The sequence below is a fragment of the Micromonospora sp. NPDC048947 genome (assembly GCF_040649495.1).
In the GTDB taxonomy this organism is placed as follows: Bacteria; Actinomycetota; Actinomycetes; order Mycobacteriales; family Micromonosporaceae; genus Micromonospora; species Micromonospora alfalfae.
Map to the genome: position 1 here is coordinate 18324 of NZ_JBEZFO010000024.1, position 21468 is coordinate 39791.

22 protein-coding genes are annotated in these 21468 nt (G+C 71.9%); 8 read left to right on the forward strand and 14 right to left on the reverse strand.

Features of this window, described 5'->3' with window-relative positions:
* Positions 1-22: 22 nt before the first annotated feature.
* From alr to AB0B98_RS28270, 3 genes are all read right to left on the reverse strand, one after another.
* Complete coding sequence (gene alr, locus AB0B98_RS28260) at positions 23-1141, reverse strand: alanine racemase (RefSeq protein ID WP_357366571.1); 1119 nt, start codon at positions 1139-1141, stop codon at positions 23-25.
* A gap of 90 nt (positions 1142-1231) precedes the next feature.
* Positions 1232-2701, reverse strand: a complete 1470-nt coding sequence (locus AB0B98_RS28265) for an NAD(P)H-hydrate dehydratase (protein ID WP_238667576.1) — start codon at positions 2699-2701, stop codon at positions 1232-1234.
* Between the two features lie 55 nt (positions 2702-2756).
* A complete protein-coding gene (locus AB0B98_RS28270; protein WP_357366573.1) occupies positions 2757-3125 on the reverse strand; it encodes a holo-ACP synthase in 369 nt (122 codons plus the stop codon).
* 174 nt (positions 3126-3299) lie between these two features.
* Here AB0B98_RS28270 and AB0B98_RS28275 point away from each other — a divergent pair, with 174 nt between their 5' ends.
* Together AB0B98_RS28275 and AB0B98_RS28280 are read left to right on the forward strand one after the other, a co-directional pair.
* Positions 3300-3596, forward strand: coding sequence for a hypothetical protein (locus AB0B98_RS28275; RefSeq protein WP_238667573.1), 297 nt, complete (start codon positions 3300-3302; stop codon positions 3594-3596).
* Positions 3593-5185 carry an alpha/beta hydrolase gene (locus tag AB0B98_RS28280; protein WP_357366575.1) on the forward strand — a complete coding sequence of 531 codons (1593 nt, stop codon included), beginning with the start codon at positions 3593-3595 and terminating at the stop codon, positions 5183-5185. Before AB0B98_RS28275 ends, AB0B98_RS28280 begins: the two co-directional genes overlap by 4 nt.
* Before the next feature lie 58 nt (positions 5186-5243).
* On the opposite strand, the gene glmS is transcribed toward AB0B98_RS28280, so the two are convergent.
* Complete coding sequence (glmS, locus tag AB0B98_RS28285; protein ID WP_238667571.1) at positions 5244-7157, reverse strand: glutamine--fructose-6-phosphate transaminase (isomerizing); 1914 nt, start codon at positions 7155-7157, stop codon at positions 5244-5246.
* Positions 7158-7392: 235 nt separating this feature from the next.
* Between glmS and AB0B98_RS28290 the strand changes: the two genes are divergently transcribed.
* Entirely contained in the window at positions 7393-8412 is a 1020-nt protein-coding gene (locus tag AB0B98_RS28290; RefSeq protein WP_357366578.1) for an MmpS family transport accessory protein, read from the forward strand.
* Positions 8413-8491: 79 nt separating this feature from the next.
* A complete protein-coding gene (locus tag AB0B98_RS28295) occupies positions 8492-9649 on the forward strand; it encodes a pyridoxal phosphate-dependent aminotransferase (RefSeq protein WP_357280019.1) in 1158 nt (385 codons plus the stop codon).
* On the opposite strand, the gene AB0B98_RS28300 is transcribed toward AB0B98_RS28295, so the two are convergent.
* Entirely contained in the window at positions 9615-10247 is a 633-nt protein-coding gene (locus AB0B98_RS28300; protein WP_357366580.1) for a PadR family transcriptional regulator, read from the reverse strand. The two genes, AB0B98_RS28295 and AB0B98_RS28300, sit on opposite strands and share 35 nt — an antisense overlap.
* Before the next feature lie 73 nt (positions 10248-10320).
* Here AB0B98_RS28300 and AB0B98_RS28305 point away from each other — a divergent pair, with 73 nt between their 5' ends.
* Positions 10321-13146, forward strand: coding sequence for an ABC transporter permease (locus tag AB0B98_RS28305; protein WP_357366582.1), 2826 nt, complete (start codon positions 10321-10323; stop codon positions 13144-13146).
* Positions 13147-13151: 5 nt separating this feature from the next.
* On the forward strand, positions 13152-13898 hold the full coding sequence (locus tag AB0B98_RS28310; RefSeq protein ID WP_357366584.1) for an ABC transporter ATP-binding protein: 747 nt from the start codon (positions 13152-13154) through the stop codon (positions 13896-13898).
* Positions 13899-13914: 16 nt separating this feature from the next.
* On the opposite strand, the gene glmM is transcribed toward AB0B98_RS28310, so the two are convergent.
* The 9 genes from glmM to AB0B98_RS28355 all read right to left on the reverse strand — a co-directional run bounded on the left by glmM (position 13915) and on the right by AB0B98_RS28355 (position 20490).
* Positions 13915-15270, reverse strand: coding sequence for a phosphoglucosamine mutase (gene glmM / locus AB0B98_RS28315; protein ID WP_357279012.1), 1356 nt, complete (start codon positions 15268-15270; stop codon positions 13915-13917).
* Positions 15271-15387: 117 nt separating this feature from the next.
* Positions 15388-15870 carry a 30S ribosomal protein S9 gene (gene rpsI / locus AB0B98_RS28320; protein WP_357279017.1) on the reverse strand — a complete coding sequence of 161 codons (483 nt, stop codon included), beginning with the start codon at positions 15868-15870 and terminating at the stop codon, positions 15388-15390.
* A gap of 20 nt (positions 15871-15890) precedes the next feature.
* Positions 15891-16334, reverse strand: a complete 444-nt coding sequence (gene rplM, locus AB0B98_RS28325; RefSeq protein ID WP_053653864.1) for a 50S ribosomal protein L13 — start codon at positions 16332-16334, stop codon at positions 15891-15893.
* A gap of 209 nt (positions 16335-16543) precedes the next feature.
* Positions 16544-17926 (reverse strand): nitrate/nitrite transporter, encoded by a 1383-nt coding sequence (locus tag AB0B98_RS28330; RefSeq protein ID WP_357366587.1) that lies wholly within the window; start codon positions 17924-17926, stop codon positions 16544-16546.
* 160 nt (positions 17927-18086) lie between these two features.
* Positions 18087-18380 (reverse strand): hypothetical protein, encoded by a 294-nt coding sequence (locus AB0B98_RS28335; RefSeq protein WP_091402325.1) that lies wholly within the window; start codon positions 18378-18380, stop codon positions 18087-18089.
* The gene (locus AB0B98_RS28340) at positions 18370-18627 is read right to left on the reverse strand and encodes a DUF6364 family protein (protein ID WP_091403518.1); all 258 of its coding nucleotides are present in this window, start codon (positions 18625-18627) and stop codon (positions 18370-18372) included. Before AB0B98_RS28340 ends, AB0B98_RS28335 begins: the two co-directional genes overlap by 11 nt.
* A gap of 88 nt (positions 18628-18715) precedes the next feature.
* The gene (locus AB0B98_RS28345) at positions 18716-19411 is read right to left on the reverse strand and encodes a methyltransferase domain-containing protein (protein ID WP_238667561.1); all 696 of its coding nucleotides are present in this window, start codon (positions 19409-19411) and stop codon (positions 18716-18718) included.
* Positions 19412-19531: 120 nt separating this feature from the next.
* Complete coding sequence (locus tag AB0B98_RS28350; RefSeq protein ID WP_357366588.1) at positions 19532-19732, reverse strand: DUF397 domain-containing protein; 201 nt, start codon at positions 19730-19732, stop codon at positions 19532-19534.
* Positions 19723-20490 carry a helix-turn-helix transcriptional regulator gene (locus AB0B98_RS28355; protein ID WP_357366590.1) on the reverse strand — a complete coding sequence of 256 codons (768 nt, stop codon included), beginning with the start codon at positions 20488-20490 and terminating at the stop codon, positions 19723-19725. The genes AB0B98_RS28350 and AB0B98_RS28355 overlap by 10 nt, the downstream gene beginning before the upstream one ends.
* Before the next feature lie 262 nt (positions 20491-20752).
* Between AB0B98_RS28355 and AB0B98_RS28360 the strand changes: the two genes are divergently transcribed.
* Together AB0B98_RS28360 and AB0B98_RS28365 are read left to right on the forward strand one after the other, a co-directional pair.
* The gene (locus AB0B98_RS28360; protein WP_357366591.1) at positions 20753-21082 is read left to right on the forward strand and encodes a hypothetical protein; all 330 of its coding nucleotides are present in this window, start codon (positions 20753-20755) and stop codon (positions 21080-21082) included.
* On the forward strand, positions 21079-21354 hold the full coding sequence (locus AB0B98_RS28365; protein WP_357366592.1) for a hypothetical protein: 276 nt from the start codon (positions 21079-21081) through the stop codon (positions 21352-21354). Before AB0B98_RS28360 ends, AB0B98_RS28365 begins: the two co-directional genes overlap by 4 nt.
* The last annotated feature ends 114 nt before the right edge of the window (positions 21355-21468 follow it).

Here is a 21468-nt window from a genome sequence, read left to right on the forward strand (position 1 = left end):
GACCCCGGCTCACTCCTCACGCTCACGGTTTCTCGCCGTCGTAGACCCGGGGCACCCGCGTGCCGCCGAACCGGGTGACGATCTCGTAGTTGATCGTGCCGACCGCCTCGGCCCAGTCGTCGGCTGTCGGTTCGCCGTCGACGCCGCTGCCGAAGAGCGTCGCCACGTCGCCGTCGGCCACCGGGTCGTCGCCGCAGTCGAGCACGAACTGGTCCATGCAGACCCGCCCCGAGATCGTCCGGCGTGCACCGCCGAGCTGCACCGGGCCGGTGTTCGACGCGTGCCGTGGAACCCCGTCGGCGTACCCGAGCGGCACCACTGCCAGGTTCGCGTCGGCTTCCGTGGTGTAGGCGTGTCCGTAGGAGATACCGGTGCCGGCGGGCACCCGCTTGGTGAGCATCACCCGGGCGCGGGCGGTCATCGCCGGCCGCAGCCCGTACGTCTCGCCGGCCACCGGGGACAGCCCGTAGATGGCCAGGCCGGGGCGGACCAGGTCGAAGTGGGTGTCCGGGCGGGTGAGGGTGGCGGCCGAGTTGGCGAGGTGCCGCCAGCGCGGCCGCAGCCCGGCCCGCTCGACCATGGCCAGTCCTTCGTGGAAGACGGCCAGTTGGCGGTCGGTGGTGGGGTGGCCCGGCGAGTCCGCGTACACGAAGTGGCTCCACACGCCGACCACCTCGACCAGGCCGTCGGCCTGCGCCTTGGCCGCGGCGTCCAGCAGCGCGGGCCAGTCGGCGACCGTCGCACCGCCCCGGGACAACCCCGTGTCGATCTTGAGGTGCAGGCGGGCGGGACGCCCGGCGAGGCGACTCGCCTCGATCATCTCGTCCAGTTGCGCCAGGCTGGCCGCGCCCAGGTCCACTCCGGCGCTGACCCCCTCGTGCAGCGGCAACCCGGGGGCGAGCAGCCAGGCCAGCACCGGCACTGTCACCCCGGCCCGCCGCAGGGTGAGCGCCTCGTCGAGGGTGCAGACACCGAGCCAGTCAGCGCCGGCGTCGAGCGCCGCGCGGGCGGCCGGAAGCATGCCGTGGCCGTACCCGTCGGCCTTCACCACCGCCATCAACTCGGCGGTGGTGCCGGAGCGGAGCCTGCTCACGTTCTCGCGGATGGCGTCAAGATCGACGCGTACCTCGGCCTGCCACATGCACCCAGCCTACTTTCCGCCGTGATCACCGCGGGCGGCGACGCACGTCCCGACACGGCGATCCGGGCACCGCACCCGGAACCGCCCCGTTCAGCCCAACCGGGCCAGCACCGGACGCAGGGCGGTCGCCACGTCGGGCGCGGTCACCGGCCCACCCCGCGCCGCCTCCCGCCCGGCGAGCCCGTGCAGGTACGCGGCCGAGGCGGCGGCCCGATCGGCGGGTACCCCGGCCGCCAGCAGTGAGCCGAGCAGCCCGGCCAACACGTCGCCGGTGCCGCCGGTGGCCAGTGCCGGGGTGCCGGTCGGGTTGACGTACGCCCGACCGTCCGGCGTGCCGATCACGGTGCGATCGCCCTTGAGCAGCACCACCGCGTTCATCCAGGCCGCCAGCCGCAGCGCGGCGCCGACCCGGTCGGCGCCCGGCTCCTCCCCGCAGAGACGGGTGAACTCCCGGTCGTGCGGGGTGACCACGATGGGCGCGTCCCGACCGCGCAGCCGGTCGGCGAGCGAGCCGTCCACCAGCAGAGTCAGGGCGTCGGCGTCGAGCACCACAGGCACCGGTGCGGCCAGTACGGCGCGCAGCTCGGCCGCCGCGTCAGCACCGGTGCCCAGCCCAGAGCCGCAGACCCAGGCCTGCACCCGGCCCGCGTCGGCGACCCGTCCGCTGGCGATCACCGACGGATGCTGGTGCAGCACCTCGGCGCGGGCGCTGCCGGCGTAGCGGACCAGGCCGGTCGGCCCGGCCAGGGCGCCGCCCACGGAGAGCACCGCCGCACCGGGGTAGGTCGCCGAGCCGGTCGCCACCCCCACCACGCCCCTGGTGTACTTCTCCGACGCCGGGCCCAGCCGGGGCCACCAGTCGACCAGGTCGGACCACTCGGTGACCCGCAGCGCCGGGGTGCCGCGAAGCCACTGCCGCAGCCCGATGTCGACCAGCTCGACCTGCCCGGCCAGGGCGGCGGCCGGCCCGACCACAAGGGCGGGCTTCAGCGCGCCGAAGGCAACAGTCACGTCGGCGCGGACCGCGGTGGGCCGGCCGGACGCGGACAGCGGCACGTGGCCGGTGTCGACAGCGACTCCGCTGGGCACGTCGACAGCCAGCACTGTGGCCCGTCCCCCGTCGCGTCCGCGCAGCTCACCGAGGCGCTGGACCACCTCGTCCGCGTTCGCCCGTAGCCCGCCGGTGCCACCGATGCCGACGATGCCGTCGAGGACCAGGTCGACAGGGCCGGCCGGTTCTGGCACCAGCCGGCCACCGGCGGCTCGCAGCGCGGCCAGGCCGGCGGCGTGCGCCCGCCCGGGGGTGAGCAGCAGGGCGGACACCTGGACACCTCGGCGGGCCAACCGCTCCCCCGCGTACAGCGCGTCGCCACCGTTGTCACCGGAGCCGACCAGCAGCAGCACCCGGCCTCCGTAGACTCCGCCCCGCTCGGCGAGCAGGAGCGCGGCCCGGCGGGCCAGGCCGGCGGCGGCCCGCTGCATCAGCGTCCCCTCCGGCAGTGTGCCCATCAACCCCGCCTCGGCCGCCCGTACGTCGGCCACCCGCCACACCGCTCTCATGCCACCGTGTCCCATCCCATTAGCGGGCGGACCTGACCGGCCCTCCCGGCCGACGTCATCGTTCCGCGACCACCATTGCCGAGGCGATCCCGCCGTCGTGCGACAGCGAGAGATGCCAGTGGTTGACCCCGCGTGCGTCGGCCACCGCCGCGACGGTGCCGGAGACAGCCAGCCAGGGGCGGCCATCCGGGTCGGGCACGATCTCGCAGTCGTGCCAGCTCAGCCCGGCCGGGGCGCCGAGGGCCTTGGCCACCGCCTCCTTGGCGGCGAACCGGGCGGCGAGCGACTCGGGCGAACGCGGGCTGCCGGCGCGGGTGCGCCGCTCGGCCTCGGTGAAGAGCCGGTCGGCGAGCAGCGGCGTCCGTGCCAGGGCCCGGGCGAACCGGTCGACCAGGACCACGTCGATGCCGACAGCGACGATCACCACATCACCCTACCGGCGGTCGAGGCCGCAGATTAGCCGTCGGGCTCGCGCTGGGCAACGCCTGTGGACACCGCGGGGTACGCCTCGACGTCGGCTGTCCACAGGGCACCGCACGACCTTCGGTACGTGCCTAGCGTCAGCGCGTCGATGCCTGTCGTCCATGGGGGTGTGGTCATGACCGACGAGCCGTTCGCCGTGCAGCCGGAGGAGTTGCGGGCGGTCGCCGTCCTGCTCGACGACGAGGCGCGCCGGTTGGCGTCGGGCCTCGCGGGGTTGCCCGGGTTGGTGGTGGCGGCGCCCGAGTGGCGAGCTGCCGCGGCGTTGGCCGGGTTGGAGGCGGCAGGGCACGCCTGGTTCTGCCGGCTGGGTGCCCGGGTCGCGGCGACCGCCGGCGGGGTCCGCGTGGCGGCCGAGGCGTACGAGACGGTGGACGACCGGGCCGCCGGCCGGTTCGCCTCCCTACCCCGGTGAGCAGCGTCGGTTACCGCCAGCTGTGGGCTGTCGATCCCGGCGGGTGGCGGGCCGCCGGGGCGACGTGGGCGGGGTTGGCCGGGCCACTCGATCTGCGCCTCGGCGAGCTGCGCGCGGCCACCGGGCGGTTGCGGGGCGGTTGGTCGGGTGCGGCAGCCACGGCTGCGGACACTCGACTCGGCGGTCTGCGTGACGAACTGGCCTCGATGGCACCCGCGTTGATCGAGGTCGACCAGGTGCTGGCCGAGTTGGCGGGTGGGCTGGCGGTGGCGAAGGCGCGGCTCGTCCAGGCGGTTGCCCAGGCCGATGCGGCCGGCCTGCTGGTGGACCGCTCAGGTGGGGTGCGGGTCGATCCCGCAGGGTTTCGGCCCACCGAGCGGGCCGGGGTCGCCGCGGCGGGGGTGGCCGCGGCCCTGCGGGCCGCGCTCGACGGGGCAGCCGCCGCGGACCGGGTCGCCGCCGACCGGTTGGATGACCTGGCGAGGGCCGCCAGCACCGGTTGGGCGTCCCCGCCCCCGCCGGGCCGACCGACCCTCGGCGCGGCGCCCTCGCTGGTCAGCGCCTGGTGGTCCGGGTTGACCCCGGCGCAGCGACGGTGGCTGATCGGGCGCGAGCCGGCCCTGGTCGGGCGGTTGGACGGGCTGCCGGTGGCCGCCCGCGACCAGGCCAACCGGTTACGGCTCGACGCCTGGCGTGCCGAGCTGCTGGCCGAGCGGCGACGGCTGTTGTCCCGGGTGCCGCCCGGGCCGCTCGCGTTGATCCGGTTGCGTGGGGTGGCCGGGCGGCTGGCCGGTCTGGAGGCGCTGGGCGGTCGGCTGACGGCCGGTGAGGTGCCCCGGGCGTACCTGCTCGGGTTGGATCCGGCGGGTGAGGGCCGGGCGGTGGTGGCGCTCGGCGACCCGGACCACGCCGACCGGGTGCTGACCTACGTGCCGGGGATGACCGCCGGCCTGGACGACGCCTCGGGCGAGCTGGGCAGAGCGGCCCGGGTGCTGGAGCGGTGCGCAGCACTCGCCCCGGGTGAGCGCAGCGCGGCGGTGCTCTGGTTGGACTACGACGCTCCGGACCTGCTGAACGAGGCCGCTTCGGCGGGTCAGGCCCGGGACGCCGGCCCGGCGTTGCACCGCTTCCAGGAGGGGCTGCGTGTCAGCCACGACGGGCCGCCTGCCCGGCAGACGGTGCTCGGGCACAGCTACGGGTCGCTGGTGGTGGGGGTGGCCGCCCGGGAGCACGGCCTGGCCGCCGACGCGCTGGTCTTCGTCGGCTCCCCCGGTGTCGGCGCGTCGCACGCCGCCGAGCTGGGTGTGCCGCCCGGGGAGGTCTGGGCGAGCAGCGCCCCCGACGACGTGATCCGGGCGGCCCGGTCACCGGAGGAGCTGGGCCGACGGGCCCTGCTCGGCGCGGCACCACTCGCCGCTGTGCTGGGTTGGCCCGGGCGGACAGGGCACGAGCTGTGGTTCGGCCACGACCCGGCCGACCCCGGCTTCGGCGGGCGGGTGTTCCCGAGCGGTCGAGGCGGGCACACCGGCTACTGGGAAGCGGGAAACCCGGCGCTGGACGGGATGGCCCGGGTCGTGCTGGGCCGGTGACGACGGAACCCCGACCGCCGCGAGGTACGGCGAGCGGGGTTCCGGACGTGGGCGGTGGCTACTCGACGGTGACCGACTTGGCCAGGTTGCGGGGCTGGTCCACGTCGTGCCCCCGGGCGGCGGCGATCTCGGCGGCGAGCACCTGCAACGGCACAGTGGTGACGAGCGGGGCCAGCAGGGTGGGCGTACGCGGCACGTAGATCAGGTGGTCGGCGTACCTGACGACCGCCTCGTCACCCTCCTCCGCGATCACGATGGTCCGTGCGCCGCGCGCCCGGACCTCCTGGATGTTGGAGACGACCTTGTCGTGCAGCATGCCCCGGCCCACCGGCGAGGGCACCACGCAGATCACCGGGGTGCCCTTGTCGATCAGGGCGATCGGGCCGTGCTTCAGCTCACCGGCGGCGAAGCCCTCGGCGTGCATGTAGGCCAGCTCCTTGAGCTTCAGCGCGCCCTCCAGGGCCACCGGGTAGCCGACGTGCCGGCCGATGAACAGCACTGTCGGCTCGGACTTCAGCTCCCGGGCCAGTTCGCGGACGGGCTCGATCCGGTCGAGCAGCTCACGCAGCTTGCCGGGAATCTCCTGCAACTGCGCGACCACGGCGCCCACCTCGTCGGCGAACTTGATCCCGCGCACCTGGGCCAGGTGCAGGCCGATCAGGTAGCAGGCGACGACCTGGGTGAGGAACGCCTTGGTGGAGGCGACGGCGATCTCCGGCCCACCGTGGGTGTAGAGCACGGCGTCGGACTCGCGGGGGATCGTCGAGCCGTTGGTGTTGCAGATCGCCAGCACCCGGGCCTTCTGCTCCTTGGCGTGGCGCAGTGCCATCAGGGTGTCCATCGTTTCGCCGGACTGCGAGATGACCACGATCAGCGTGGACCGGTCGAGCACCGGGTCGCGGTAGCGGAACTCGCTGGCCAGCTCCACCTCGCACGGGATCCGGGTCCAGTGCTCGATGGCGTACTTGGCGACCATGCCGGCGTGGTACGCCGTGCCGCAGGCCACGATGAAGATCTTGTCCACGTCGCGCAGATCCTGGTCGCTGAGGCGGACCTCGTCGAGGGCGATCTCACCGCTCTCGGTGAGCCGGCCCAGCAGCGTGTCGGCGATGGCCTGCGGCTGCTCCTCGATCTCCTTGAGCATGAACCAGTCGTAGCCGCCCTTTTCCGCGGCCGAGGAGTCCCAGTCGATGTGGAAGTCCTTGCCGGTGGCGGGCTGGCCCTCGAAGTCGGTGATCTCGATGCTGTCGCCGGTGATCAGCACGATCTGGTCCTGGCCCAGCTCGACCGCTTCCCGGGTGTGCTCGATGAACGCGGCCACGTCGCTGGCCAGGTAGTTTTCCCCGTCGCCGCGGCCGACCACCAGCGGCGAGTTGCGCCGGGCTCCGACGACCGCACCGGGCACTGCGGCGTCAACCGCGAGCAGCGTGAACGCGCCCTCCAGTCGCTGGCAGACCACGCGCATGCCGGCGGCGAGCAGTTGCGGGCTGTCCGGTTGGCCGGCGGCGCGCAGGTCGGCCAGCGCGGCGGCGAGCAGGTGTGCGGCGCACTCGGTGTCGGTGTCGCTGGTGAACTGGACGCCGTCGGCCTCCAGCTCGGCGCGGAGCTTGGCGAAGTTCTCGATGATGCCGTTGTGGATCACCGCGACCCGCCCGTCGGGGGCGACGTGTGGGTGGGCGTTGCGGTCGGTCGGGCCGCCGTGGGTGGCCCACCTGGTGTGCCCGATGCCTGTGGTGCCGTCACCGATGCCGATCGGGCTGGCCGCGCAGGAGGTCGGGTCGTCGGCGGCCCGCTCGGACAGCACCTTCTCCAGGTTGGCCAGCTTGCCGGCCTTCTTCTCGGTCAGCAGCTGGTCGTCACAGACGATCGCGACGCCTGCCGAGTCGTAGCCACGGTATTCCAGTCGCCGCAGCCCGTCGAGGACGATGCCGAGTGCGGGGCGCGCGCCCGCGTATCCCACGATTCCACACATGGCCCGCAGCCTAACCCAGTTTCACTCATCATGGTTGCTCGAAAGTCGGGTTATCAATCACGGAATCTGAGCGATCGGTGGTCGGGGGTCGCAACGGGACGAGCGTCACAGCCGCTCGCGCCCCGCTCTGACGGGCGGGGTTGCAACACGCCTTCCGGTGCGAAAGTCTCTCGGCGGGTTTGGCGCTCCCGTCCACGGCCCGTTCGTTCCATACCCACTCCCGCCCGGAGCAGCCATGTCCGATACCCCGTCGCCCGACCCAACCCCCTCATCCGCTCCGGAACCGGCCTCCCCCGCACCCCCGCCGGATCCGACGGCACCGCCGTCCTCGACTCCGTTTCCGGCCCCCGACCCGCTGGCTGCGGGTCAGCCGTGGGCACCGCAGGCCCCCTGGTCGCCGCCTCCGCAGGCCGCGCCGTGGACGCCGCCTCCGCCCGCCACCCAGTGGACGCCACAACCGTCGGCGACGCCGTGGGCACCCGACCCGCAGACGCCGCCAGGGTGGCCCGACGCCCCAGGCACGCCGTCGGCCGGATCGCCACCGCCAGCGGGGTGGCCCACGCCCGACCGGCAGCCGCCGGCCGCTGGCTGGCAGCAGCCCGGCTATCCGCCGCCCGGCACCGGCTATCCGCCGCCCGGTTGGCCACCGCCCGGCTATCCGCCGCCGTACACCTACCCCGGGTATCCGCAGGTCCCCGGCAAGCCGGCCACGAGCAGCGGGCGGATCGTCGGGATCGTCGTCGCGGCCGTCGTGGCACTCGTCCTGCTCGTGTGTGGCTGCCTCTGCGCGGGTGGTCTGTGGCTCGACACCACCAACCCGGACCCGATCGCCGAGGATCCGTGGGTGGTCCCCGACGACGACGGCTGGACGGAGCCCACCGCTGGGCCGGTCATCCCCGAGCGACCCACAGCGCCGCAGCCGCCCACCGCGTCTCCCACCCCCAGCAAGAAGCCGATCACCCGACCGACCTCAGGTCCGGCACCCGTGACCGTCGTCTACGAGCTCAGCGGGTCGGGTGTCGTCGACCTGGCGTACTTCGACGCCGAGAGTGACCTCATCCACGTCGACGGCCAGAAGCTGCCCTGGCGCACCACCATTCGCACCAACGGCAAGACCAGGGTGCTGGTGGAGGCCCGATGGGCCGACGACGAAGGTGAGAGACCACTCGACTGCACAGTCACTGTCACCGGTGCCGGCAAACCGGTCGTCAACAAGACCCGGGGGTACTGGGCGACCAGTTGCGCACCCGAATGAGGCTGGGGTTCGGGCGGCGGGTGGCCGTAGGCTGGCGCAGGTGACGACGAGCACCGATGTCGACCCGCTGGTGGCCCGGATGCGGCCGTTCGGCACGACGATCTTCGCCGAGATGTCCGCCCTCGCCGTACGTACCGGCGCGGTCAACCTCGGCCAGGGCTTTCCCGACACCGACGGCCCGCCGGAGATGCTGGCCGCCGCCGCGGAGGCGCTGCGCAACGGGCAGAACCAGTACCCGCCCGGCCCGGGGATCCCCGCCCTACGCGCGGCCGTCGCGGCGCACCAGCGGCGGTTCTACGACCTGGGGTACGACCCGGACAGCGAGATCGTGATCACGGCGGGTGCCACCGAGGCGGTCGCGGCGAGCATCCTCGCGCTCTGCGAACCGGGCGACGAGGTGGTCTGCTTCGAGCCGTACTACGACTCGTACGCCGCCTCGATCGCGCTGGCCGGCGCGGTCCGCCGACCTGTGACACTGCGCCCCGCGGCCGACGGTCGGTACGCCTTCGACCCGGCGGCGCTGCGTGCGGCGTTCGGTCCGCGCACCCGGCTGGTGCTGTTGAACTCGCCGCACAATCCGACCGGCAAGGTCTTCACCCCGGCCGAGTTGGCGCAGGTCGCCGAGTTGTGCCAGGAGTTCGGCGCGTACGCGGTCACCGACGAGGTGTACGAGCACCTGGTCTTCACCGACGCGACGGGCCCACACGTGCCGTTGGCCAGCCTGCCCGGGATGCGGGAGCGGACGTTGCGCATCTCGTCGGCCGGCAAGACGTTCTCCTGCACCGGGTGGAAGGTCGGCTGGGCGAGCGGCCCGGCGGCGCTGGTCTCGGCGGTGCTTCGGGTGAAGCAGTTCCTCACCTATGTCAACGCCGCGCCGCTGCAACCGGCGGTGGCCGTGGCGCTGGCCCTGCCGGACGACTACTTCACCGGCTTCCGGGACGGTCTCCAACAGCGGCGTGACCAGCTCGTCGGTGGTCTGACCGACGCCGGGTTCGAGGTGCTCGACTCGGAGGGGACGTACTTCGTCACCGCCGACATCACCGCCCTCGGCGGCCGGGACGGTGTGGAGTTCTGCCGCTCGTTGCCGGAGCGCTGCGGTGTGGTGGCGGTGCCCACCCAGGTCTTCTACGACGACGTCGACGCGGGCCGGAGGCTGGTCAGGTTCGCCTTCTGCAAACGCCCGGAGGTGCTGACCGAGGCGGTCACCCGGCTGCGCGCTCTGGGCCCGAGCCGCTGACCCGCCCAGAGCCGGTCGATCCCGGGTCGGTGGCCGACCGACCCGCTGTCGACGTCGCGAGTCGGGTGAGCAGTTGACCCTCGTCACCGAGCAGCACGGCCTCGGCGTCGTCCACGAACGACAGGTCCGCTGTCACGTGCCGGCTGGCCGCGGTGAGCAGCAACCCGACCACCGGGTCCTCGGCGGCCCGCCGTAGGCCGTCAAGATTGCGCAGCTCGCGCAACAGGTGCCCGCGCTGGTTGCTGAGCACCGCGCGAACCGTGGCCGCAGAGCCTGACCGGGCGGCGGCGGTGACCTTGAGGAAGAAGTCGTCCCGGAATCCGCCGCTGCGTGGGCTCGGCTCGGTCAGCCACCGCGTCAACTCCGCGCGGCCGGCCGGGGTGATCTCGTAGACCACCCGATCCGGCTTGATCGGCTGCGGCTGTCGTTCGGCGACGACCAGTTCGTCCCGGGAGAGCCGGTCGAGGATCTGGTAGAGGTGACCGATGTTCAGCGGCCCCCACTGGGGGCCGACGGCGGCCTCGAACGCGCCCTTGAGCTGGTAGCCGTGGCTCGGGCCACCAGCGAGCAGGGCGAGGACGGCGTGCTGGATCGCCATGTCACCTCCGGTACGGGTCTTGCATTGTCACAATGTATCGCGCAGAGTGAGAGCCAGCACACGGGGAGGCGCGATGCTCGGCTTCATCTGGAGACAGCTACGCGGCCGTGCGGGGCGGTCGGTGGCGCTGCTGGTCGGCGTGCTGGTGGCAACCACCGGCTTCGTGGTCCTGACCGGCGCCACCACCACCTCTCGTCTGGACGTCACCGGCACTGTCGAGCGCAACACCCAGGTCGCCTACGACATCCTCGTCCGTCCTCAGGGGACCCGCACGCCACAGGAGGCCGAGCGCGGGCTGGTCCGCCCCAACTATCTCTCCGGGCTGTTCGGCGGCATCACCACCCAGCAGTACGGGCAGGTGACAGCAGTCCCCGGCATCGAGGTGGCGGCCCCGATCGCGATGCTCGGCTATTCCACCACGCTGCTACCGACGCCGATCGACCTCACCGACGCCGTCGACCGCTCGCTGGACCAGCAGGTCATCCGGGTCGACCCGACCTTCCACGCCGAGCGCGGTCTCTCCAGCGCACCGGGCAAACCCCGGTACGTGTACGTCACCACGAAGCCGTTGATCTACCCCCGGATCGAACGGGGATTCGACAGTGACGCCGTGCCGTACTCCGATGGGCGGTCCTACCCCGCGTCGGACACCTGTGGGCCGGTCCCCCGCGAAGTGCAGCCGGACGGGCGCAGCCTTCCCATCTGCGATCCTGGATACGCGCTGCTGGGCAACCCGGGCACCTACTCCGAGCGCGAGGACTGGTCCCTGCACGCGGTCCAACTGTTGCCCGACGGCCGGTTCCAGGCCGACTCCTCCATCCTCGCCACCGACCGGGACGGTTCCGCTACACCCGCCGACCGGCTGGTGATGGCGTACGACCTGACCGTGCCGTTCCTCCTGGCCGCCGTGGACCCGGTGGCCGAGGAACAACTCGTCGGACTCGACGACGCAGTGGTCAACGGTCGAGCCGTCCGGGCTGACGACACCGTCGCCGTGAGCCGCCGGGGCGCAGTGGACAACCACGAGGTCCCGGTCCTCGTCACCAACCGGCCCTTCATCGACGAGTCGCTGACGGCCAGGTTCACCCGGCTCGCGATCAGCCCCGCGGGGGTGGAGGCGATCGACCTGGAGAAGACGTTGAGCCGCCCCGGGGGAACTCCCGCCGGGTCCGGTGGGTACGACCTCACGGCCGGGCACCAGGCGATGCTCACCGAGGAGCTTTCCCTCGCTGGGTGCTGCCACGGCCAACTTCAGACGGTCGTGCAGTCGACCGAGGTGCAGTACGACCGGCTACCCGACGGCAGCCTGCGGGCACGCCAGCAACCGCCCGGCGACCCCGAGGTGTACGGCAGGATGGAGACGTTCAACCCGCTGCCCCGACCCTGGCTCGCCGACGACACCGGCTCCCGATCGATACGGGCGCTGCCGCTACCGACCGGCCCGAGCACCCCCACTCGTTTCTGGCGGGCCATCGGTGTCTTCGACCCGGGCCGGCTGGCCGGGTTCAGTGACCTCGGCCAACTGCCGCTGGAGACCTACCAGGCGCCGACGGCAGAGGGTGCCGACGACCGCAGCCGGGCAGCGTTGGGCGGTCGACCGCTGGCGCCCAGCGGCAATCCCGCCGGCTACCTCTCCGCACCGCCTCTGCTCCTCACCAACCTCAGCAGCGTGTCGAAACTCCTGGAGGGTGGTGGCGGGCCACAGGCCAAGGCCCCGATCAGCGCGATCCGGGTACGGGTGGCCGACGTGGGCGGCTACAGCGAGCGATCGGCCGAGCGGGTCCGACTGGTCGCCGAGCAGATCGCGGCACGTACCGGGCTGGACGTCGACATCACCCTCGGCTCGTCGGCTGCGCCGCAGAGCGTGGAGCTGCCCGCCGGCTCGTTCGGCCGGCCGACGCTGCGGCTGACCGAGCACTGGTCGGCACTCGGCGTGGCCTCGATCATCACAAAGGCGGTGGACCGTAAGAGCCTGGCGCTCTTCGTGCTGGTGCTGGTGGTCTGCGCGCTCTTCCTCGGCAACGCGGTCAGCGCCGCCGTCCGGGACCGGCGCTCCGAACTGGCTGTGCTCTCCTGTCTCGGTTGGCCGGTCCGCCGCATCGCGGCGCTGGTGCTGGGCGAGGTCGCAGTGCTCGGGCTCATCGCCGGCCTGCTCTCGCTGACCCTCGCGATTCCGCTCGGGATCGCGCTCGGCATCGACGTCGACTGGCGGCGGTCCGTCCTGGCCGTACCCATCGCCCTGCTGCTCGCGGTGGCCGCGGGCCTGGTGCCGGCGCTGCGGGCCGCGCGCACCCACCCGGCCGCCGCCCTCCGCCCGATCGTCGCTCCCGCCGGCTGGGCACGCCGGCCCCGCACCCTCTTCGGGTTGGCGCTGGTGAATCTGGCCCGCACTCCCGGGCGCACCTTCCTCGGCGCCGGCGCGCTGGCCATCGGGGTGGCCGCGCTGACGCTGGTCACCGCCGCCGCGTGGGCGTTCCGGGGCGCGATCGTCGGCAGTGTGCTCGGCGACGTGGTCTCGCTGAGCGTGCGCGGCGCGGACACCGTGGCTGCCGCGGCCACAGTGCTGCTCGGTGCCGCTGCGGTGGCGGACGTGCTCTACCTGAACATCCGCGACCGGGCCGCCGAGCTGGCCACCCTGCGGGCGATCGGCTGGACCGACGCCGAACTCGGTCGGCTGGTCGGCTACGAGGGGCTGACGCTGGGGCTCGTGGGGTCGACCACCGGCGCGGCGGTCGGCCTGGCCAGCGCGGCTTGGCTGATCGGCGCCCTTCCTGGCGCGCTGCTCCTGGTGGCTGTGCTGGTCGCGCTGGCGGGCGCGTTGCTCAGCGCCGTCGCCGCGCTGGTGCCCGCCGCCCTGTTGCCGCGCCTACGACCCGCCCGACTTCTGGCAGAGGAGTAGCAGTCATGAGCGAGCAGATCGGCAGCGCGATCTCGGTCGACCACCTGACACGGCGATTCGGCACCGGGGCGGACCGGCTGACTGCTGTCGACGACGTGTCCCTGACCGTCGCGGCTGGCTCGGTGGTGGCGTTGACCGGGCCGAGCGGGTCGGGCAAGTCGACGCTGCTGCATCTCATCGGCGCGATCGAGCAGGCCGACGAGGGCACTGTGACAGTCGACGACGTGGTGGTCAGCGATCTGCGCCGGGCGGCACTGGCCCGCTACCGGCAACGGGTCGGGTTCGTGTTCCAGCGCTACCACCTGCTGCCCGCACTCACAGTGCTGGACAACGTGATCGCGCCGGTCCTCCCCCGTCGGGGCCGGGCCGATCACGCCACCCGGGCCCGCGAGTTGCTCGACGCGGTCGGCCTGGCCGGACGCGAGTGTGCCCTGCCCGCGCAGCTCTCCGGTGGCCAGCAGCAACGGGTCGCCATCGCCCGCGCCCTGATGGGGGCGCCGGGCCTGCTGCTGGCCGACGAGCCCACCGGCAACCTCGACTCCACCACCGGCGGGCAGATCCTCGACCTGCTGCTCGACCTCCGTGAACGGCACGGCATGACCATCCTGCTCGCCACCCACGAACAGGCCATCGCTGCCCGCTGCGACCGACTGGTCCGACTGACCGACGGGCGCGTCACCGAGGACCTCGACCTCACCGACGGCGAGGACCCCGCCGACACGTACGAGCGGGCGGCCCGACTGCGGTTGTGACGCCCCGGAGGTGACCTCAGGCGACCGGGCTCGCGGTACGGACCAGCTCGGCGATCCGCTCGGCCACCGCACGGGCGGTCGCCTCGGTGGCCGCCTCGACCATCACCCGGACCAACGGTTCGGTGCCCGACGGGCGCAGCAGCACCCGGCCGGTCTCCCCCAGCTCCGCCTCGGCCCGCTCGACCTCGGCGCGGACGGCGGGTGCGGCGGCACCGATGGTCCGGTCGCCGACCGGCACGTTGATCAGCACCTGGGGCAGCTTGGTGACCACCGACGCCAACTCGGCGAGGGACTGGCCGGTGGCCGCCATCCGAGCCATCAGGTGCAGGCCGGTGAGCACCCCGTCGCCGGTGGTGGCGTGCGCTGGCATCACGATGTGGCCGCTCTGCTCACCGCCGAGCGCCAGCCCGGAGGCGCGCAGCTCCTCCAGCACGTACCGGTCACCGACCTTGGTCTCGATCAGGCGGATGCCCTGCGCGGACATCGCGAGCCGCAGCCCGAGGTTGCTCATCACGGTGGCCACCAGGGTGTCCTGGGTGAGCGTGCCGGCGTCCCGCATGGCCAGCGCGAGGATCGCCATGACCTGGTCGCCGTCCACCTCGTCGCCGTCGGCGGTGACCGCCAGGCAGCGGTCGGCGTCGCCGTCGTGGGCGATGCCCAGGTGGGCACCGTGCTCGACCACCGCGGCGCGCAGCGCCTCGATGTGGTTGGAGCCACAGTCGTCGTTGATGTTCAGCCCGTCGGGCTCCGCGTGGATGGCGATGACCTCCGCGCCGGCCTCCCGGTAGGCGACGGGGGCGACCTCAGCGGCGGCGCCGTTGGCGCAGTCGACCACTACCTTGATCCCGTCGAGCCGGTGCCCAACGGTGCCCACCAGGTGCTGGACGTAGTGGTCGGCACCGTCGAGCAGGTCGTGCACCCGGCCGACGCCGGCACCGATCGGCCGGTCCCAGGCGGTGGTGGCGTTCGTCTCGACGGCCGCCTCGATCTGCATCTCGATCTCGTCGGGCAACTTGTGCCCACCGGCGGCGAAGAGCTTGATGCCGTTGTCCGGCATCGGGTTGTGCGACGCGGAGAGCATCACGCCCAGGTCGGCCTTGGCCTCCGCGGTGAGGAACGCCACCGCCGGGGTGGGCAGCACGCCGACCCGCACCACGTTGGCGCCGGCACTGGTCAGCCCGGCGACGACCGCGGCCTCCAGCATCTCGCCGCTGGCGCGGGTGTCGCGACCAACCACGGCGAGCGGCGGATGACTGCGGTCCGTCTCGGCGAGTGTGTGGGCGGCGGCCACCGCGAGCGCCAGCGCCAATTCCGGGGTGAGATCCGCGTTTGCCCGCCCGCGTACGCCGTCCGTGCCGAACAACCGACCCATACCCGCCAACCTCCGAAAGAGCACTGCCAGTGAGGAGAAAGCGGAACGGCCGACCCGCCTCCCCCGAGGGGGGAGGCGGACCGGCCGTCCGTCAGAAGTACAACGCGCTGGAAAAGATCAGCGCTTCGAGTACTGGGGAGCCTTACGGGCCTTCTTGAGACCGTACTTCTTGCTCTCCTTGACGCGGGCGTCACGGGTGAGGAAGCCGGCCTTCTTCAGGGCCGGGCGGTCGTCCGGCTCGTTGATGATCAACGCGCGGGCGATGCCCAGCCGGAGCGCACCGGCCTGGCCGGTGGTGCCGCCGCCACGCAGGTTGGCGATGACGTCGAACTGCTCGAGCTTCTCGGCGGTGACCAGCGGGTCCTTGATGAGCTGCTGGTGCACCTTGCTCGGGAAGTACGCCTCGAGGTCCTGGCCGTTGCAGGTGATCTTGCCGGTACCCGGGACGATGCGGACCCGGACGATGGCCTCCTTGCGGCGGCCCACGGTCTGGATCGGCCGGTCACCACGAGGCGCGCGGGCAACGGGCGCCGGTGCCTCGGTGACCTCGGGGGCCTCGGTGGCTTCCGGGGTGACCTCGGTCTCGATGATGTCGGTCATGCTGCTTCCTTCGCCCGCGCTCACTGCGCGATCTGCTTGATCTCGAACGGCACCGGCTGCTGCGCGAGGTGCGGGTGCTCGGCACCGGCATAGACCTTCAGCTTCTTTATCAGCTGACGGCCGAGCTTGTTGTGCGGGAGCATCCCCTTCACGGCCAGCTCGATGGCCCGCTCGGGACGCTTGGTCAGCAGCTCGTCGTAGCCGATCTGCTTCAGACCACCCGGGTAACCGGAGTGGCGGTAAGCGACCTTGGTCTGGCGCTTGTTGCCGGTCAACGCAACCTTGCCCGCGTTCACGATGACGACAAAGTCGCCCGTGTCGACGTGCGGCGCGAAAGTCGGCTTGTGCTTACCACGCAGCAACGTGGCGGCGTGGGTGGCCAGGCGGCCCAGCACGACATCAGAGGCGTCGATGACGTGCCACTGACGCTCGATCTCACCCGGCTTCGGGCTGTACGTACGCACAGGTCTACCTTGTCTCGTCGTCGGTCTGGGGTCGCGCGCCGAGGTGACCAGATCTAGCAGGCCGGACCAGCGCGCACGAACGACCAAGCGTACCTGATGGGGCACGCCTCTGGATGTCGTACAACAGCAGGCAACGATACCCGGCGCCCCGTCCGCAGGTCAAAACGGGGGTGCGGTCCCGCGCGGCGACGCGCCGAGGGTGTCTCAGCTCACACGTTGGCGAGTCGACCGGCCCTCGGACGGCGGAAGACCACCCAGGTGACCGCGAAGCACAACGCGTACCAGCCGATGAAGGCCAGGTAGGCGGCGTCGGCGTTGCCCGAGCTGAGGAACGACTGGCGGAACGCGATGTTGACCAGCACCCCGCCGAAGGCGCCGATCGCCCCCGCGATGCCGATCAACGCGCCGGTCATCCGCCGCGCCCACCGCGCCGCGGCCTCCGGATCACGCTGACCCGTGGCCACCGCGTCCGCCGACCGGGCCCGGAAGATCGCCGGGATCATCTTGTACGTGGAGCCGTTGCCGACGCCGGAGAAGACGAAGAGGGCGAGGAACCCGGCGAGGTAGAGCCCGAACGAACGCTCCCGCGCCGCGTACAGCACGGTGCTCGCGCCGGCCGCCATCGCCACGAAGTTCCAGAAGGTCACCCGTGCCCCGCCCAACCGGTCGGCGAGGTGCCCGCCCAGCGGCCGGATCAGCGAGCCGACCAGCGGACCCAGGAACGTCAGCCAGGCGGCGTCGACAGGGGTCGGGAACCGCTCGGCGAACTGGAGCTGGAGCACCTGACCGAAGGCGAAACCGAAGCCGATGAACGAGCCGAAGGTGCCGATGTAGAGCAGCGACATCACCCAGGTGTGCGGATCGCGGGCCGCCTCCCGCAACGCGCCCGGCTCGTTGCGCGCCCCGGGCACCGTGTCCAACCAGCGGGCCGCCGCCAGCGCGGCCAGCACGATCAGCGGCAGGTAGACCGCCGGCACCAACCGGGGGTACGCGGCGCCCGCCGTGGCGAGGACCGCCAGGCCGACCAGCTGCACGGCGGGTACGCCCAGATTGCCGCCACCGGCGTTGAGCCCGAGCGCCCGTCCCTTGAGCCGCTGGGGGTAGAACAGGTTGATGTTCGCCATCGAGGAGGCGAAGTTGCCGCCGCCGACGCCGGTGAGGCAGGCGAGCACCATCAGGGTGGTGTAGGAGACCCCGGGCTCCAGCAGCACCGTCATCGGGACCGCGGGCACCAGCAACAGCAGTGCGCTGATCATCGTCCAGCGTCGTCCGCCGAAGCGGGCCACCGCAAGCGTGTACGGCAGCCGCAGCACCGCACCCAGGGCGGCCGGCACTGCGGTGAGGAGGAACTTCCCGGCCGGGTCGATGCCGTACGCGGGGCCGAGGAAGAGCACAGTGACCGACCAGAGACTCCACACCGAGAAGCCGACGTGCTCCGCGAAGATCGAGACCCAGAGGTTGCGCCGGGCGATCGGCGCGCCGGTGGCCTGCCAGAAGTCCGGGTCCTCGGGGCGCCAGTCGTGCAGCGGTTGCCGGCGACCGGTGACGGCAGGCGGCTCGGCGGTGACTACGGTGCTGGTGAGCGTGCTCACGGCGGCTCCTCCTCGTCGATGTGACGAGGGGAAACGCTAGGAACGCCCGGTTACCTGGCAGTGCCCGTCGCGGGTCGGGCCGGAAACGGGGATCGCACCACGGGCCGGTGGCGATGGTGAGCACGCCACAGGGGCGGCGTGCTCATAGCTGCCGTTGCGGTCAGAGCTGCTGGAGGATGCGCAGCGCTCGGCCGACCCTCAGCATGGTGTCGGTGTCGGCGACGTCCACGCACGCGGTGAACCACTTCTTCATTGGCGAGGAGATCCGGTCGGGCATCACCACGTACCGGCCCATCGAGACGGCGAGCGGCGAGTCCCGCAGGAGCGACTCCTCGACCACCTCGACCACGATCACGATGGGCACGTCTGTGGAGTTGTAGACGTCCGAGCTGATCACGAGGCCGAGGCGTTCCCGGGCGCCCTCGATGCGCCAGATCTCACCCCTACGCAGCACGCGGCCGTCCGCCGGAGAACAGGTCGTTGACCATGCCCACCTCGCGGGCGTCGGCGAGCGCGGCCGACTCAAGGTCCAGGCTGGCGCGGCCCACGGCAGCGGCATGCGCGGTGAAGACCTCGCGCAGCGCCTTCTCCCGGGCGGCCTGGTCCATCCACGCGGAGAGCGACAGCCCCTCGCGCTTGGCGAACCGCCGCGCCTCCTCGATCGTCTCGTCCGTGAACGAGAGAGTCACCTTGGCAGTCATGCCGAGCAGACTACCCACGGGTATGACCAACAGTCATCAGTGCGCTCACCGGCTCACCCCCGGGCGGCGAAACGCACATTCCGGGGGCTCACCCGGCCCGGCCGCCGAACACCGCGAAGCGCCACTCCTTGAAGTAGCAGTCGACGTCGGCCAGGCCCGCCTCGGCGAGCCACCGGCACTGGTCGGCCACGGTGGCCGGGAGGTCGTGGCGCATCCGCTCCCGGGAGGCCGCGATCTCGTCGGGGGACGCACCCAGCTCGGTGATCCGCTCCTGCCACACCTCGTCGTATCGGCGGTCCAGCTCCGGGGTCGGGCCGGCGACCTGCTCGGCGTTGACGAACACCCCGCCCGGTGCCAGCGCGGCGGCGGCCCGCCGGTAGAGCGCACGCTTGCCGGCGTCGTCCAGGTGGTGGATCGCCAGCGCGCTGACCACCGCGTCGTACCGGCCCGGCGGCAGGTCGTCGGCCAGGTCGGCGTGGACCGTTCGATGTGGCACGGACCGCGCGTCCAACTGGTCGGTGGCGCGGGCGAGCATCGCCGGCGCTCCGTCCACCAGGGTCAGCCGGACTCCGGGCACCGCTGCGGACAGCAGCAGGGAGAGCAGGCCGGTTCCGGCGCCCAGATCCAACACCTCCGGGGTACGTCCGGCGGCGAGCGCGGCCCGCAACGGCGGTGCGGCCACCTGGACGGCGGTGCCGTAGAAGGCGTCGAAGCACGGGATCAGCCGCCTACGCGACTCGTCGTACGTGCCGGCCACCGCGTCGAAGACGTCCGTCACGCTCATCGGGGACTCCCATCTTTTGAGACAACTTTCCCACATTATAGGCGCTGCTGAGTAAGCGTCGCCGACCCCGCACACGTGAAAGGCCCCCGGTGAAACCGGGGGCCGTACGTGCTGCGCTGGTTAGCCGAGGGTGCCGATCGCCTTCGCCAGGGCGACGAAACCAGCCCAGGCCGCCGGCTCGAAGGTCAGCGTCCCGCCGTCGCGGTCCTTGGTGTCGCGGACGAGAACAACGCCAGGGAGGTTGTCAGCAACCTCGACACACGAGCCCCCGTTGTTTCCGCTCTTCGTGCTCTTACGCCACTGTGCGCCGGTCAAGTCCATGATCCCGCTGCTTTCCTGATCAGGTCGAGGGACTGTTGACGGGAAAGGGCTTCGCTCCTGATGCGTTCCCATCTGCGATTCAGCGTAACAACGTCCGGAGTCCCATTCACGATCTGCGCGCGCACCTGGCTGTCAATATGTGCGACCTGCTCACCGTCGGGCAACTCGGCCACGATGAAGCCCCCACCAAGGCCCGGGTACATCCCGACGTCCTGCGGCACCACGAGCACCTGCACAGAGGGCAGAACCGCGCACGCGGCGAGGTGGGCAACCTGCTCGCGCATCAGCGATCGGTCGCCGTATGCCGACTGGTACAGGACAAGTTCGTGCACGACTGCGATCAGCAGGGGCGGGCGTTCACGGCGGAGGATGGCCTGCCGGTCGATGCGGGAGGCGACCACATCGTCAACTTCGCCCATCGTCAACGCTTCGCCCGTCAATGTCGCCCTTGCATACGCCTCGGTTTGCAAGAGACCGGGCACCCACGCGTGCTCGAACCAGCGAATCGCGAGGGCCTCGCGTTCCCAGTCGACCCACTCGCGCAGCCATTGCGGCTCACGTCGTTTGAGGACATCCGGCCAGAGGTCCCCAACGTCCCTCCCGAGGAGCGCGGCCAGCTTCGCGCGCCGACGGGGCTGCGGCACGCGTCCCGGGCTTATCCACCGCGCTGCCGTCTTCGGATCAACGCCCGTCTGAGCTGCCAAACTTTCGGCTGTCTCGCCAGCTTCGGCCATGGCCGCCTGAAGTGCATGATTCATCCTGCCTCCACGATGAACGTCCCGAACGTCCCTGGGAATAGAGCTACGTCGTGTACTGATCCCATCGCTCTCGGCAATGTAGTCGGCAGACGGCGCGGCCGGTAGGGATCCGGGCCTGGCGGACGCGTTCGTACCGGGGCCGCCCTGGACCTGCGCAGATCTTGGACAGTTTCCGTTACGTCAGAACGGAAACTGTCCAAGATCTCCACGGGAAACACCACGGGGCGGCCCCTTCCTACAGTGACGACCAGGGGAGAGCACCGTGCCGGACGAGCCGCCGGGTCGCAGACCCACGCCGAAACCCACACCGCGGAAGCCGCAAGCGGGTGACGTCCTGCACCTGACCCGCGCCGCGAGTGTGCAGTTCATCCGCCCGGTCTTCGTTCGCGTGATTCGCGTGCTCGACTGGCCGACGTACGACGGGTGGCTGTGGATCGACGCTTACGAGCTGGCCGCGAACGGTGACGCGGTGGCGCATCGGTCCCTGTTCGTGATGCCCGCGGGCCTGATCTGGCCGGACCTGCTCGCCCCGGTGGCTCGTCGCCCGACCACCCGCACGCGCCTCAAGCGCGGCCCGGCGAGGGTCGGATGACGCGCCGCCCTCGCCCGCACCATCCGATGCGCCCGCCGTGGCTCTGCCGTAACTGCGCCGCTGCCTGGCCTTGCCCGCCGGCTCAGCTACATCTCGCGACCGAGTTCTACGGCCACTCGATCGCCCTGGCGTTCTATCTGGCGGCGAACATGCAGGACGCGGTCGACGACCTGTACTCCCTGGGCGTTCGCCCTGACCCGCGAGCGCTGCACGCCCGTTTCCTGGGCTGGCTGTCTCTGACCCGCCGACCACGCCGGGCCGATCTGCGCTGACCGCCTCCAAGGCGGAAGTGCGCTGCCCCTTGGAGCTGATGTCGCAAACGAATCAACCGCCGATGTCGTCAGCGATTCAGCTCCAAAGGCTCCGAGGCGCACCCTCCAACGCGC